This window comes from Melioribacteraceae bacterium 4301-Me, from assembly GCA_041538185.1.
Lineage (GTDB): Bacteria > Bacteroidota > Ignavibacteria > Ignavibacteriales > Melioribacteraceae > Pyranulibacter > Pyranulibacter aquaticus.
The window spans coordinates 12,177-26,801 of the sequence record JBGORM010000009.1; the positions used below are offsets into that span (position 1 = coordinate 12,177).

Annotated in this window: 11 protein-coding genes; all 11 read left to right on the forward strand. The window is 33.2% G+C overall.

Annotated elements, in window-relative coordinates:
• Positions 1-5: 5 nt before the first annotated feature.
• The 11 genes from ABRY23_12900 to ABRY23_12950 all read left to right on the forward strand — a co-directional run bounded on the left by ABRY23_12900 (position 6) and on the right by ABRY23_12950 (position 14,625).
• The gene (locus tag ABRY23_12900; protein MFA3783951.1) at positions 6-2,138 is read left to right on the forward strand and encodes a glycoside hydrolase family 2 protein; all 2,133 of its coding nucleotides are present in this window, start codon (positions 6-8) and stop codon (positions 2,136-2,138) included.
• Positions 2,139-2,182: 44 nt separating this feature from the next.
• The gene (locus ABRY23_12905; protein ID MFA3783952.1) at positions 2,183-4,087 is read left to right on the forward strand and encodes a glucoamylase family protein; all 1,905 of its coding nucleotides are present in this window, start codon (positions 2,183-2,185) and stop codon (positions 4,085-4,087) included.
• Positions 4,088-4,222: 135 nt separating this feature from the next.
• Positions 4,223-5,560, forward strand: coding sequence for a sugar ABC transporter substrate-binding protein (locus tag ABRY23_12910; protein ID MFA3783953.1), 1,338 nt, complete (start codon positions 4,223-4,225; stop codon positions 5,558-5,560).
• Between the two features lie 27 nt (positions 5,561-5,587).
• Entirely contained in the window at positions 5,588-6,472 is an 885-nt protein-coding gene (locus ABRY23_12915; GenBank protein MFA3783954.1) for a carbohydrate ABC transporter permease, read from the forward strand.
• Positions 6,465-7,283, forward strand: a complete 819-nt coding sequence (locus tag ABRY23_12920) for a carbohydrate ABC transporter permease (GenBank protein MFA3783955.1) — start codon at positions 6,465-6,467, stop codon at positions 7,281-7,283. Before ABRY23_12915 ends, ABRY23_12920 begins: the two co-directional genes overlap by 8 nt.
• Complete coding sequence (locus tag ABRY23_12925; GenBank protein MFA3783956.1) at positions 7,280-9,127, forward strand: peptidylprolyl isomerase; 1,848 nt, start codon at positions 7,280-7,282, stop codon at positions 9,125-9,127. Before ABRY23_12920 ends, ABRY23_12925 begins: the two co-directional genes overlap by 4 nt.
• A gap of 400 nt (positions 9,128-9,527) precedes the next feature.
• Positions 9,528-9,884 (forward strand): hypothetical protein, encoded by a 357-nt coding sequence (locus ABRY23_12930; protein ID MFA3783957.1) that lies wholly within the window; start codon positions 9,528-9,530, stop codon positions 9,882-9,884.
• 41 nt (positions 9,885-9,925) lie between these two features.
• Positions 9,926-11,200, forward strand: a complete 1,275-nt coding sequence (locus tag ABRY23_12935; GenBank protein MFA3783958.1) for an efflux RND transporter periplasmic adaptor subunit — start codon at positions 9,926-9,928, stop codon at positions 11,198-11,200.
• Positions 11,201-11,222: 22 nt separating this feature from the next.
• Entirely contained in the window at positions 11,223-11,981 is a 759-nt protein-coding gene (locus ABRY23_12940) for an ABC transporter ATP-binding protein (protein MFA3783959.1), read from the forward strand.
• A gap of 6 nt (positions 11,982-11,987) precedes the next feature.
• Positions 11,988-13,205 (forward strand): ABC transporter permease, encoded by a 1,218-nt coding sequence (locus tag ABRY23_12945; protein ID MFA3783960.1) that lies wholly within the window; start codon positions 11,988-11,990, stop codon positions 13,203-13,205.
• Positions 13,206-13,293: 88 nt separating this feature from the next.
• Positions 13,294-14,625, forward strand: a complete 1,332-nt coding sequence (locus ABRY23_12950) for a TolC family protein (protein ID MFA3783961.1) — start codon at positions 13,294-13,296, stop codon at positions 14,623-14,625.

Consider the following 14,625-nt stretch of genomic DNA (forward strand, 5'->3'; position numbering starts at 1 on the left):
GTAAAATGAAAGATAATATTAAAAAAATATCACTAAATGGCATGTGGAATTTTATTACTGACCCGGAAGATAAATTGGATTTTGAATCAGTAATAAAAAAATTTTCAACTGAAAAACTACCCATAATGAGAATTCCTTCTAACTGGCAATTGTCAGGACTAGATAATTACAACGGTTCTGTTTGGTTTTATAAAAGTTTTATTTTTGATAAACATAATCACGACTTGCAGCTTCTTGAATTCAATGGAGTAGATTACTTTTGCGATGTGTGGCTAAATGAAAAATATATTGGTCATCATGAAGGTTATTTTCAAAGATTCTACTTTGACATATCTGATTTTGTTAGTGAAAAAAGGGAAAATGATTTGGTTGTTAAAGTAAACTCCCCATTTGAAAAGCCTAAAACTGTATGGCCTAACAGGAAAAAATTGATTAAAGGAATTTTTAATCACCACGATTGCAGACCAGGTGGCTGGGATTTACAAAGAGGACAGGATAAAAATACAGGTGGAATCTGGAACGACGTGAACTTAATTTCTGCACAAAATGTTTTTGTTACAAATTTCCGTATTAATACGAAATTAAATCGGAACTATTCAAAGGCAATTGTAACATTCACTGCTGAATATATTTCAAAGTTAACGGCTCCCTTAAAAGATAAATTAACAATATACCTGAAAGATGCAGTTGACTTCTCGAAAAAGAATTCGGTTGAGAGAAAAGAGCATAATAATTATGTAAAAAAAATTGATAAAGTAATTGAACTGTCGAAAAAATCATCTTCATTTAGTTTTTCTTTTGAAATTAACAATCCTAAACTTTGGTGGAGCTGGGATATTGGCAGTCCATACCTTTATGAAATAAATATTGAAGGAGAAAAAATTAATAAGATTTCAACCCTGCTTGGAATTAGAGAGGTTAAATTAGATGAGAATAAAATCTTTTATTTGAACAGGAAAAAATTATTTCTTCGCGGGACAAATATAATTCCAACACAATTTTTATCTGAACTAAATCCCAAGAAAATTTCCCGACAAATTAAATTTGTTAAAGAAGCAAACATTAACACACTGCGGGTTCATGCCCATGTGAACAGAAAAGAGTTTTATGATGAATGTGACAAAGAAGGAATTTTAGTTTGGCAAGATTTTGCTTTGCAATGGACATATGATGAATCTCAAAATTTTGCTGATAATGCTGCATGTCAAATCAAAGATATGGTTAAGCTACATTATAATCACCCTTCTATTGCTTTTTGGTGTTGTCATAACGAACCAGGAGAACAAATAAAATCCCTCGACCCAATTTTATATAACGCTGTTTTAAGGATAGACAAAAGCAGAATTGTTAGACTCGCATCCAACTATGAAGAGCATCCTTATGACGGCTGGTATTGGGGTAATAAAGAGCATTTTGCTGCTTGTCCAATGGGACCATTAGTTACAGAATTCGGTGCTCAAGCAATTCCAGATTTTAGCACATTAAGAAGATTTTTGCCAGAAGAAGAAATTGAGAAACCGGATTGGCAAAAATGGAAATATCATAATTTTCAGTATGAACAGACTTTCCACATTGCGAAAATTGAAAGGGGAAACAGTATAAAAGAATTTATTTCTAATTCCCAAACCTATCAAGCTAATCTTATAAAAACAGCAATTGATTTTTACAGAAGAGAAAAATTTCAAAAAGTAAATGTATTGTTCCAATTTATGTTTATTGATTGCTGGCCATCAATTACTTGGTCTGTAATTGATTATTATGAAAAGAAGAAGAAAGGTTATTTTGCATTGCAGCAAGCTTTTCAACCACTTTACGTTTCTGTGAAAGTAATGCGCGATACTTATTTCCCAGGACAAAAACTTCTGCTTGATATTTGGATAATTAACGATTTCCATCAAAGCTTTTTCAATTGTAAACTAAGACTTTTATTAAACGGGAAAATGATTGGTGAAATGGAAATTGATAAGATAGATGAAAATTCAGTTAAACATTTTTCTTGGGAAAAGAATGAATTCACATTGCCCAAAAAAATAAAAAAAGGCGTTTATAAAATTGATGTTCTTCTTTTGAATAGTTCTAAAAAACTTATTTCGAAAAATGATTTTTCAATAAGTATTGAAGAAAAAATAGATAATTAATTTTTATTGTGGTCTGTTTAGTAGTTGAAAACAAAGGTGAGTGTATGAAGATATTTTTTGTAATAGTGCTTTGGATTGCTTTATTTTTTGACCTTTGTCTTTACGCACAAACGGATACAGTTCCACCTGCTACACCTCAAGGATTTAAAGCTTATTCTTATGAACTTCATGTTGATTTAGTTTGGAAACCAAATAGTGAAAATGACATTTCTGCATATAAGATCTATAAATGGAATGGAACACAGTTTTTGTATTATACAACTGTACCTAAAGGTAAGAATTTTCTCTCGCTTTTTCACGGCAGTGTTGGAATACGTAACATGTTCAAAATAAGTGCAGTGGATAATTCCGGTAACGAATCAGCACTTTCTGATTCGGTTGTTACTCTTACTCATGAGATGACCGACGATGAATTTCTTGACATGGTTCAAAGAGCCACTTTTAGATATTTTTGGGATTATGCCGATTCAAATTCTGGCTTAGCACGAGAAAGGTATCCCGATGATACAACTTGTACTATAGGCGGCTCCGGATTTGGTGTTATGGCAATTCTTGTTGGGATTAATCGCGGGTTTATTACTCGACAAGAAGGAATAGACAAAATTTTAAAAATACTTGATTTCCTTTTGAATAAAGCTGATAGATTTCATGGTGCATTTCCGCATTGGATTAACGGTACAACTGGTAAAGTTGTTCCTTTTGGTGAGAAAGACGACGGCGGCGATATTGTGGAAACTTCGTATATGATACAAGGACTTTTAACTGCACGAAAATTTTTTGACGGAAATGATGAAAAGGAAATTCAAATAAGAAATATGATTACTCAAATTTGGGAAGATGTAGAATGGGATTGGTATAGCAGACCTCCATACGGTACAGCTATCTATTGGAACTGGTCGCCAAATTATAATTTTGCAATCAATCTTAAAGTACAAGGCTGGAACGAAGCACTTATTGTTTATTTGTTGGCAATTGCTTCGCCAACTCATCCTGTGCCGGCTGATTTGTATGATAAAGGGTGGGCTGGACTTTCAACTTTTGTAAACAATAATACTTATTACGGCTATAAACTCTACGTGGGAAAACCTTATGGTGGACCTTTATTTTTTGCACATTATTCTTTTTTGGGTTTTGACCCGCGCGGCATTAGAGATAAATACGCAAACTATTTTGAACAGAATAGAAATCATACTTTAATTAATCGTGCGTACTGTATTGCTAATCCTAAAAAATTTGTTGGTTATGGTGAAAATAATTGGGGTTTAACTGCAAGTTACAGCATTCCTAATGTTTATTACCTTGCTCATGAACCTTATTTTAACGACAATGGCACAATTGCGCCAACAGCAGCAATTTCTTCTATGCCTTATACTCCTCAGGAATCGATTGAAGCATTAAAACATTTTTACAGAACATATAAAAATAAATTGTGGGGAGATTATGGTTTTTATGATGCATTCAATCTAACCTATGCTTCAAAGGACGTAAAAGGTGAGTGGTTTTCTAATGGCTATCTTGCTATTGACGAGGGACCAATAATCGATATGATTGAAAACTATAGGACTGGTTTGTTATGGAAATATTTCATGATGAATTCAGAAATTCAAGATGCACTTAACAAAATAGGATTTGTTCAAGATTCTATCACATCTGTAAGAGAAAAAAAATCGATTATTCCTGGGGAATTCAAACTTGAGCAGAATTATCCAAATCCTTTTAATCCAACTACAGTAATAAGTTATCAATTACCAGTTGACAGTTATGTTACGTTGAACGTTTATGATATGTTAGGAAGTAAAGTGACAACGCTTGTCAATGAAGAAAAATCACCCGGTAGTTATTCAGTTCAATTTTCAGCTTCTGACTATAAACTTTCTAGTGGTGTATATTTCTATAGGTTGACTGCAAACAATTTCTCAATAACAAGGAAAATGATTTATTTAAAATGAGATTTAAGTTTTGCTGTGTGCTCGGCTTATTTACGGGGAATTACCAAGGATTCAATTTGTAGTTTGAAATAGAACAATAAGCATGATAGTATTATTATTGTAAAATTAAGGATAAAAGAACTGCTTGAGTTTTTTGTGAAATCAATACTTATATATCAGAATAGTTATCACGCAAGAATCACCACTTTTCCCTTTGGAAAGGTGAAGGTGAGAGCTTCTAGTTTTCTGATTTGCATTTTCTTATTATGGAGCTGCTCACAAACCGAAAATAAAATTGTTACCTTAAACTTTTGGGCAATGGGAGTAGAAGGTGAGGTGGTTTCAAAACTTATCCCGGATTTCGAAAAAGAATTTCCTAATATCAAAATAAAAGTTCAGCAGATACCATGGACTGCAGCACATGAAAAATTAATTACTGCTTTTGCAAGTGAAACATTGCCAGACGTTTTTCAACTTGGGAACACATGGATACCCGAATTTAAAGCACTAAATGCTATTGCTCCTTTAAATAATTTTATAAATCACTCTTCTGTTGTTTCGGCAAATAAATATTTTGAAGGGATATGGGACACGAACGTTATTGATTCAATAATTTACGGAATCCCATGGTATGTTGATACAAGAGTACTTTTTTATCGTAAAGATATCCTAGAAAGTGTTGGGTACAAAGACCCACCTAAAACATGGAATGAATTGTTTGAAATGTCAGTCAAAATTAGAGACAAGTTTAAAGGACAAACGAAATATGCAATGTTGATTCCAACTAATGAGTGGGTCCCATTTATAATTTTTGGAATTCAAAATGGTTCAAGTTTGCTTAAAGATAATGATGAATATGCTGACTTTTCCGGCAAAAAATTCAAAGATGCTTTTGATTTCCTTATAAAATTTTACAGAGAAAGGTTAGCTCCTACAGATATGCAGCAAGTTCTTAATATCTACCAAGCATTTGCGGAGGGCTTTTTTACTTTTTATATAACAGGTCCTTGGAATGTAACCGAAATGAAAAAGCGTTTGCCCATAAGTTTACAAGATTCATGGATGACCGCACCCTTACCATCCCCAGATAGCAATTATCCCGGTTATTCCTTAGCTGGCGGTTCAAGTCTAGTACTGAATAAAAATTCTAAAAATAAAATTTACGCTTGGAAATGGATAGAATATTTATCTAAAAACGAAACTCAATTGCAGTTTTACAAATTAGTTTCTTCTCTGCCTGCAGTAAAAAAAGTGTGGGAAGATAGTACATTTGCGAATGACCCTTACATGAGAGCATTTTATATTCAATTACATAAAACTAAGGCTACACCTAAAATTCCCGAGTGGGAACAAATTGTTTTTTCTAAAATTCAGCAGTATGCTGAGGCAGTTGCTACTAATAAAATGAATAGCCGGCAAGCTCTAAATTTACTTGATGAAGATGCAAATAAAATTCTCGAAAAAAGAAGATGGATATTAAGTAAAGAACGTTAGAATAGTCTCTTTATAAAAAGGTAAAAAATGAGGTCATCGGTAAACATAAAAATATTAATCTTATTTCTAGGTCCTTCATTAATTGTTCTAACAGTGTTTTTCTTTTTACCAGTTATTGCTGCTTTCTTTCTTAGTCTTACAGATTTTGATATTTATTCTCTGGGGAATATTTCTTATCTGCGTTTTGTTGGTTTTGAAAACTACGTTCAACTTCTTAATGATCCGCTTTTTTGGACAGCCTTAAAAAATACTTTTTATTTTGTTCTGGTTGGAGGACCTTTATCAGTTGTTGTTTCTTTAGGGACCGCTGTTCTGCTGAACTCTAAGTTTGTTCCTTTTAAAAAATTATTTAGATTAATTTACTTTCTTCCGGTTGTTACAACCTTAGTAGCAGTTTCTATAGTATGGAAATATATCTATCATCCAAGATTTGGTCTATTAAATTATTTTTTAAGTTTATTTAACATTGGTCCGCTTGATTGGCTGGGCAATCCTTCACTTGCAATGCCTTCTATTATCTTAATGGCAATCTGGAAGAATTTTGGTTACAACATGATAATTTTTATCGCCGGCCTACAAAATATTCCTTTGGAATTATATGAATCTGCAAGCATCGAAGGTGCTAATGCATGGCAAAAGTTTAAATATATAACCATACCAATGTTAGCCCCTACCACTTTGTTCGTTAGTGTTATAACTATGATTGGTTATTTTCAATTGTTTGCTGAACCGTATGTAATGACTCAGGGCGGTCCTTTGAATAGTACGCTGAGTATAGTTTTGTACATGTATCAGGAAGGATTTCGTTGGTGGAATATTGGATATTCAACCTCAATAGCTTTTATGCTTTTTGTAATAATTTTAATTGGAACAATAATTCAATTCAAACTCCAAAAAGAAAAATATGTATAGAACCAAAAAATATTTAATTGTTTGTCTTGCTATTATAATTGGTGTATTTACATTTTTACCATTTCTTTGGATGATTTCTGCATCGTTCATGCAAACTGGCGAAGCTAATATATATCCTCCTAAACTATTGCCTTCTAAAATAGATTTTTCACACTACAAAACCTTATTTACTAATCTTGATTTAAGTCGATATTTAATAAATAGTCTTATAATTTCGTTGGGAGTGACATTTTTTTCATTAATTGTTAACTCAATGGCTGGATATGCCTTTGCAAAATTTAAGTTTTCCAGAAAGAAATCATTGTTTAATTTTTTGTTGAGCTCAATGATTATACCTGCTCAGGTAACCATGTTGCCTGTGTTCTTAATGTTAAAAAAAATGGGATTAATTAACACATATTTTGCAATAATAATACCTGGTATGGCAAGTATTTTTGGCATATTTTTAATTAGACAGTATGCATTATCGATTCCTGATAGCCTTATAGAAGCCGCGAGAATAGATGGAGCCTCGGAATTCCTTATATATAGAAAAATTATCTTGCCGTTGTGTAAACCTATTTTAGTTACACTTGGTTTGTTTACGTTTATGGGTACATGGAACGATTTTCTCTGGCCGTTAATTGTAATGACAGATTCATCTATGTATACCATGCCGGTTGCATTGGCAAACTTAATGGGAGAACATGTACAAGATACAGAACTGATGATGGCTGGTTCTGTTCTAACAATTATTCCGGTTTTAATTGTTTTTCTTGCACTTCAAAAATACTACATGCATGGAATTTTAATGGGGAGTGTGAAGGAATGAAGTACTTTTTAAAATATTTATGCTTATTAATATTCTTTTTATACCCATTTAATAAATTCCTTGCACAAAATGAAGAAGATGTGGTTGCACGTGTAGGAAATATTAATATTACTGTAGAAGAATTTAAAAATAGATTCCAACTGACACCCTTTTTTACAGATAAAAATAACGAGGATATTGACACAACAAAAAAAGAATTTCTTTACTCACTGATTGCTGAAAAGCTTTGGTCACAAAAAGCAATGCAGGATGGTCTTGATTCTTCTATTGTTTATAAATTGTCTATCAGCTCATTAAAAGAATTATTACTGAAAGATGAATTGTATCGTAAGGTAATATTAGATAGTGTACTTATTAGCGGGAACGAAATTAAAAAAGGTGTTACTAAGTTTATGAAAGAGTTAGTGATAGATATGTATGCCTCTAAAGATTCGACTGTAATTAATTCTGCTTATGAGCAGCTTACAAAAAATAACAAAGTGGATTCGGCTTTATTTAATAACTCCCGATTAATAAAATTGATTGGTAAAGGAGTAACTTTTGGTGACTTTGAGAATGAAGAGTTGGAAAATTTAGTCTTTGCCTTAAGTCCTGGCCAATTTACAAGACCATTTCATACTCGTGATGGCTGGATTATTGTAAAATTAATTAGTGTGCACACTAATCCCAGTGTTATAAATAAAACACAAGATGCTGTCAGTAATATAGTATATCAAAAAATATTTGAGAGAAAAGCCGGCAAACGAAGCGAAATATATTTAGATGAAAAACTTGGCGGCTTGAGGGTAGAAGTTGATAAAAAATTGTTTTATAAACTTGTAAATGAAATTAAGAAAACATTAACGGAAAGTTACAAAGGGCAAGATAGTGCTGATATAAGCAGTTACGAATTAACAGATGAAATGTTAATGAAGATTTTTCAAGACATTGAACATAAGGAAACGGATTATTTTGTTAAAATTCCATCAAATGGAAAAACGCTTCAACAATTTATCTTTTATTTACTCCATCAGAAATTTAGAGTAGACGAAATAACTAATGGTAAGATTGAAACTGAATTACATAAGAATGTAAGGAGCTTCATTGAACAGTCAATCCTTGTAAAAGAGGCAGAAAAACGTGGTTTAGAATCATCAACCGCTATACAAAAAGATATCAAACTTTGGAATGAAAATTACCTCGCTCAAATCGAGCTTAAAAAAATATTTGATACGCTTAATGTAAACGAAAATGAACTTTATGCTTATTATAAACAAAAGTACCATAGTATTGAAGGAATAGAGCAAGTTAATATTCTGGAAATTCTTAATTCTGACCTTGATGTTATAGATACAGTACTAACTCTTCTAAATGCTGGTCATGATTTTAGAGAGCTTGCGAAAAAATATACTCAAAGAAAAAGTCTAAAAGCTGTTGGCGGAGAATGGGGCTTTTTTCCCGTAACTGAGGGCGGGGAAATTGGAAAGGTGGCTGCAAAATTAAAGTTAAATGAAATTTATGGACCAATTAAAACTCCTGAAGGATACTCAATAGTAAAGCTGATCGGTAGAAAAATTGCAGAAAATAAGGACAGTCTAAAGTATAGTGATGTGAAAAATATACTAAGGACACAATTAAGGATAAAAAAATTTGATTATGAGGTTGAAAAAGCTACATCGTCACTTGCCTTGAAATATGGTATACAAGTAGATAATTCTCTATTAGAAAAAATAAATGTTGTTCCTGTGAAGATGTTTACTGTAAGGTTTTTAGGATTTGGCGGAAAGATGACTGCGCTTCCATTAACAATTCCATTGTACAATTGGTATAAAGACTATTTATCTAAAAAGGCACTAGTACCATGAAATACCTGTTAAGCACTCCTCTAAATAGACATTGAGAAACTGATTTGCATTGCTCATAAGGTTACTTACCAAAGAAAAGTATATAAACTGAAAGGTTCATGAAAATTCACCACCTTGTTGTGAAAATTTACCACTTTGTGGTTAGATATAAATTTTCCGCTGGATGACTGTACTTAAGTCGTTGTTAGCACATGTCTGGCAAGGTAAAAACTAATGAAATTTCTCTACTGCGTGGTTAATTAATGCAGCTCAAAGGCAAATTTCTTTAGTGAAAAATTTTGGATCAGCCGTCAATAAAGCTAAATAACTCAAAAAATTTTGTAAAAGTATTTTCTCATTAAACTGTCAAGTAATCTCAGATGTCAAAGCAACAGGGAAAAAAAATATAAGGAAAATCGCCATGTTAAAAACAACATTATTTTCGTTTTTGATGCTTTTATTATTTGTCAGCTTCTCAAATGCGCAAATGAGAAGAACACCTGCCGAAAGAGCTAAAATGCTTGCTGAAAGACTTAAATTAAACGAGGAACAAACCAAAAAAGTTGAAAGCATTTATGAAAAACAACAGGAAAAAATGTCAAAATTATTTAACGATAACAGCGGGTCAAGACAAGAAATGCGAGAAAAGTTTAGACAATTAGCAGATGAAACTAATGCTGAGATAGAAAAAATTCTCAATAAAAATCAAAAAGAAGAATTTAAGAAGTTTATTGAAGAACAAAGAAACAGAATGTACGGAAGAAGGCAAGTTCAATAAAATAAACTGATTTTTATTAAAAAAGTGAACAGGGTAAATTAATGAAAAAGAAATATCTTATACCCATAGTATCTGTAATAATTGTTTTAATTGCTGGTTATCTGTTTTTGGGTGGTAATAGTGATAAGAAAGTTCAGTTTACTTTTGCCGAAGTAACAAGGGGGAACTTAAGCACAACAATTACAAGTACAGGTACACTCGAAGCACTATCAACTGTTGATGTGGGCACACAAGTTTCTGGAAGAATTGCCAAGTTGTTTGTGGATTTCAACGATGAAGTGAAAAAAGGACAATTATTGGCATTAATAGATACGACGACACTTGCTGCTAATGTAAGAGACGCGGAAGCTAACCTTGAAAAAGCAAAGGCAATGTATAAAGAATCACTTGCAAAACATGAACGAAATAAAAAGCTGTATGAAAAGAATTTCATTTCGGAGCTGGATTTTATTCAATCCCAAACCGATGTGGAATCGGCACTTGCCTCGTTAAAATCAGCTGAATCAGCACTCGATAGAGCAAAATTAAATTTAGGATATGCGTTTATTACTGCACCAATATCAGGAAAAATTATCAACAGAAATGTAGAAGCTGGACAAACAGTAGCAGCAAGTTTATCTGCACCTACACTTTTTACCATTGCAGAAGACCTTTCTTCAATGCGCATACTTGCTGATGTTGACGAAAGCGACATTGGTCAAATATCAGTCGGACAAAAAGTTGAATTTACTGTTCAAGCTTATCCAGATAAAAAATTCTCCGGGGAAGTTACTCAAATTAGATTAAGTCCTAAAACAGTACAAAACGTGGTTAATTATACTGTTGTTATTAGTGCACCTAATCAACAAAAATTGCTTTTACCTGGTATGACTGCAACAGTAGATTTTTACACTGCTGAAAGAGATAATGTTTTACTGATTCCTAATGCTGCATTAAGATTTCAACCGACAGAGGAGATGTTAGCAGAATTCAGAAAAGAAATGGAAAAGCAAAGAGCTAATCTTCCTGATAGTGTTAAACAAAGATTTCAACAATTTGGTGGTGGACAATTCAGTCTTGGACAATCAATGGATTCAGCACAGAGAAGAAACAGAAATTTTGGAAGAGTGTGGTACTTAGATGAAAACGGTAAATTAAAAATGACCTTCGTTGTGACTGGTTTAACTGATGGTAAAAATACCGAAATCGTTAGAAGCAGAAATTTAAAAGAAGGAATGAAAGTTATAACAGGAATGGAAGGTAACGATACAAATAGTATAAGCAGGAATACTAACCGTTCGAACCCATTAGGCGGCGGTCGATTTTTTATTAGATAACTCATAGTTCGAGGGTAATCAATTGAAAAAGAACATCATAAAAATTTCTAACCTAAGCAAAGTATACAAGGTTGGAGAAGTCGAAGTTCATGCTTTGCGTTCTGTAAACCTTAATGTTGATGAGGGTGAATTTGTTGCTATAATGGGTGCTTCAGGTTCTGGCAAATCTACTTTAATGAATCTTTTAGGCTGCTTGGACCAGCCAACCTCCGGTGAATATTACCTGGATGGTGTTAATACAAGCAAGCTAACAAAAAACCAATACGCAGACATTCGAAATCAAAAAATTGGATTTGTTTTTCAAGGATTTAATTTACTTCCCCGCACAACTGCATTAGAAAATGTTGAGCTGCCTTTAATGTATGATAGAATAAACAAAATTAAAAATCCTGCAGAAAGAGCTATGGAAGCACTTGAAAGAGTAGGACTGAAAGATCGAATGCATCATATGCCTAACCAATTGTCAGGAGGTCAACAGCAGCGCGTTGCTATTGCACGTGCTCTTGTTAATTCACCATCAATTATTTTAGCCGATGAACCTACAGGTAATTTGGATAGCAAAACTTCGGTAGAGGTCTTTTCCGTCTTCCAAAAATTAAATGATGAAGGCATTACTATTATACTTGTAACTCACGAAAGAGATTTTGCAAACTTTGCAAAAAGAATAGTTGAACTTAGAGATGGTAAAATTATAAGAGATTTTGTTGTGAACAAAAGATTAAATGCACAAGAAGAATTAGAAAAATTGAAAGAAGAAATTGTAGAAGAAGTCGAAGGGTAACTTAACATGCAAGTAAAAAATATGCTTAAAATAGCTATTAGAAGTATCTTTAAGTCAAGAATGAGAAGCTTGCTTACAGCACTGGGTATAATTATAGGGGTTGCTGCTGTAGTAATAATGGTTGCAATTGGCGATGGTGCCCAAAAGCAAGTTGAAGATCAAATTGCCTCTCTTGGTTCTAATATGATTATAATTTTTCCTGGAAGTATAAATCAAGGTGGAGTAAGAGGCGGTTTTGGAAGCATTAATAGGTTTACACTTGACGATGTTCAAAGGATAAAAGAGAATGCCACTCTTATTAAGGCTGTTACGCCAATAGTTAGAGCAAATTCACAAGTGATTGGAGGGGTTGGAAATTGGTTTACACAAGTGCTTGGCGTTTCACCTGAATACCCTGAAATAAGGTCGTGGCCGCTTGCTTCAGGAGATTTTTTTACTGAGAGAGATGTTATTTCTAGAGCAAAAGTTTGTGTGTTAGGCAAAGAAGTTGTGCGGCAGCTATTCCCCAATGAAGACCCAATTGGACAGCAAATTAGAATAAGAAATGTTCCTTTTAAGGTGATAGGTGTTTTAACTGAAAAGGGTCAGAGTGCTATGGGAACTAATAGTGATGATATAATACTTGCACCGGCAACAACTGTTTTAGATAGATTGCTGGGGGGGAGGTACATTAGTTTTATTCAAGCGAGTGCGGTTTCCACACAGCAAATTCAACAGGCTCAAGAACAATTACGTCAAATTATGAGAGAAGCGCATAAACTTACTCAAGGTGAAGAAGATGATTTTACAGTTAGAAATCAAGCTGATATAAGTGAGGCTGCAACTCAAACATCAAAAATTCTTACTATACTTTTGGCTTCTGTTGCAGGCGTTTCTTTAATTGTGGGTGGAATTGGTATAATGAACATTATGTTGGTTTCTGTTACAGAACGTACACGTGAAATTGGAATTAGGTTATCCGTGGGGGCACGAGCTTCCGATATCTTAATGCAGTTTTTAACCGAAGCAACTGTGCTTAGCTTAACAGGTGGTTTTATAGGAATATTAGTTTCTTTGGGAGTAACATACATATTAAATAATTACACTGAGCAAGTAGCTATTATCAGACCAGAAGTAGTAATAATAGCATTTGGTTTTGCGGGGGCAATTGGTATCTTTTTTGGATTTTACCCGGCGCGAAAGGCAGCTAATCTTAATCCAATAGATGCTTTAAGGTATGAGTAAAAAGAACCAAAAAACCTTCCAACTAAAATTGATGAAAATAAGCGTTGTTATTTTTAAAACACTCAATAATGACTAATCGGAAACAAAAATGAAAGCAAAATTGATTTTATTTATCGTGATGATATTTACCTTAATTTCTGAAGTTAACGCACAAAAAAAATTATCATTGAAGGATGCAATTACTATTGCGCTGCATCAAAATACTTCACTCATTAAAAGTACTAATAATTTAGAAACACAAAGAGCAGCTGTAAAAAACGCTTACGGTAACTTGTTGCCCACTTTAAACTTATCAGGTTCATGGAGTTGGCAAAGAGTAAGTGATAAAGGTGGCGGATTGCAAATTGATTATTTTGGCAGGGAAACTGTAATCCCACCATCACAAGTTGATACTCGAAGTTATACGGTGGGACTTAATGGCAGTGTGACCATATTTGATGGCTTGTCAAATATTGCCACAATAAATCAAAGAGAAAATAGTTTGCAGGCAGCTAAATATGATTTGCAAAAACAGAAACAAGATATAGTTATGCAGACTGCTAATTTATATTATGCAATTATAGGCTACGAAAAACTTTTGAAATTTGAGGAAGAAAACTATAAATACAACCTTAGCTTGTTAGATAAGATTAAAGAAATGCAGGAATTAAAAAGCGTGCCTCTTTCAGATGTCCATTCTCAAGAAGTACAAGTTGCAAATGCAGAACTATCTTTACTGCAGACAAAAAACAGTTACGAGAAGGCTAAAGTTTCCTTGTTAAATTACCTGTCGCTTGATATAACTGATCAATATTCATTTGAGTTACCTGATTCAACAAGTGAGGATACAGCTATTGCCAATGCTGACTTCAGTTCGTTACTTAACATAGCATTAAGCAATCGGAAAGACTATCAAAGCCAAAAGCTTTTGTTGGATAATGCTTTTAATCAACTTACAATAGCACGTTCAGATTATCTACCAAGTTTAACTGGCAGTTACAGGTTTTCTACAAGTTCAGTTCAACCATCAGAACTTTTTAACAGAAAAATTTACAATGTAGGCTTATCGTTAAACCTGCCTGTTTTTTCACACTGGGCAACAGATTTAGCGGTTCAAACAGCAAAGGTGCAAATATTAAATACCACAGAAGATTTAAACGCTTTGGAAAGACAAATTAAAAGTGATGTGAAAAACGCATTGTTAGACCTTCAAACTGCCAAAACTCAGTTAGAAGTTTCTCACACAGCATTAAAATCAGCAAAAGAAAGTTGGGAAATTAAACAAGAGAATTATACTCTTGGAATAGCAACTTTTGTGGATTTACAACAAGCTTACAAAGACTATCTGCAAGCACAAAGTAATGATATACAGGCGCAGTATAATTATTTTACCAAGCAATTTGTATTTAAAAATGCCTTGGGCATTCTTGATGTAGAATAA